This is a genomic window from Methylobacterium sp. B1 (genome assembly GCF_000333255.1).
Classification (GTDB): domain Bacteria; phylum Pseudomonadota; class Alphaproteobacteria; order Rhizobiales; family Beijerinckiaceae; genus Methylobacterium; species Methylobacterium fujisawaense.
In genome coordinates this window covers 1-403 of the sequence record NZ_BACT01000218.1, presented here as the reverse complement: position 1 = coordinate 403, position 403 = coordinate 1, and the positions used below count along the sequence as shown (strand labels likewise).

The window sequence follows — 403 nt, the reverse complement described above, 5'->3', positions numbered from 1 at the left end:
GTGCGAGACCACGCCGAGCGGCAGGTTGTAGGCCTCGATCAGGCCCTCGACCGCCATGGCGCCGAGCTTCGGCACCAGGGCCCAGTGGCCGCCGACGACGCGGCGGACGAGGCCCGGGAGCGCCAGCCGGTTGAGGCCGCGCTCCTTGCCGTCGCCGGGGGCGGCGGCGAACATCAGACCGAGCCCGTGCGGGCCGGCGCCGGATTCGAAGCGGCGGGCGAGCGCCAGGATCAGCTCGTCGGGCGTGCCGATGCCGACGAAGCCCGACACCGCCACCATGTCGCCGTCCTGCAGGATGGCGACCGCCTCGTCGGCGCTGACGATCTTGTTCTTCAGGCTGCCCATCGGGTGATCCTCGGCGCCCGGGATGCGGCTGGAGCGGCTGCGCTCGCCCTTCTCCGGG

1 protein-coding gene is annotated in these 403 nt (G+C 73.9%); it reads right to left on the bottom strand.

Going from position 1 to position 403, the window contains the following annotated elements; genetic code table 11:
• Positions 1-345 (bottom strand): CoA-transferase (locus I53_RS05750; protein WP_286009572.1); only part of this gene is annotated, 345 nt, incomplete at its 3' end.
• Positions 346-403: the final 58 nt, after the last annotated feature.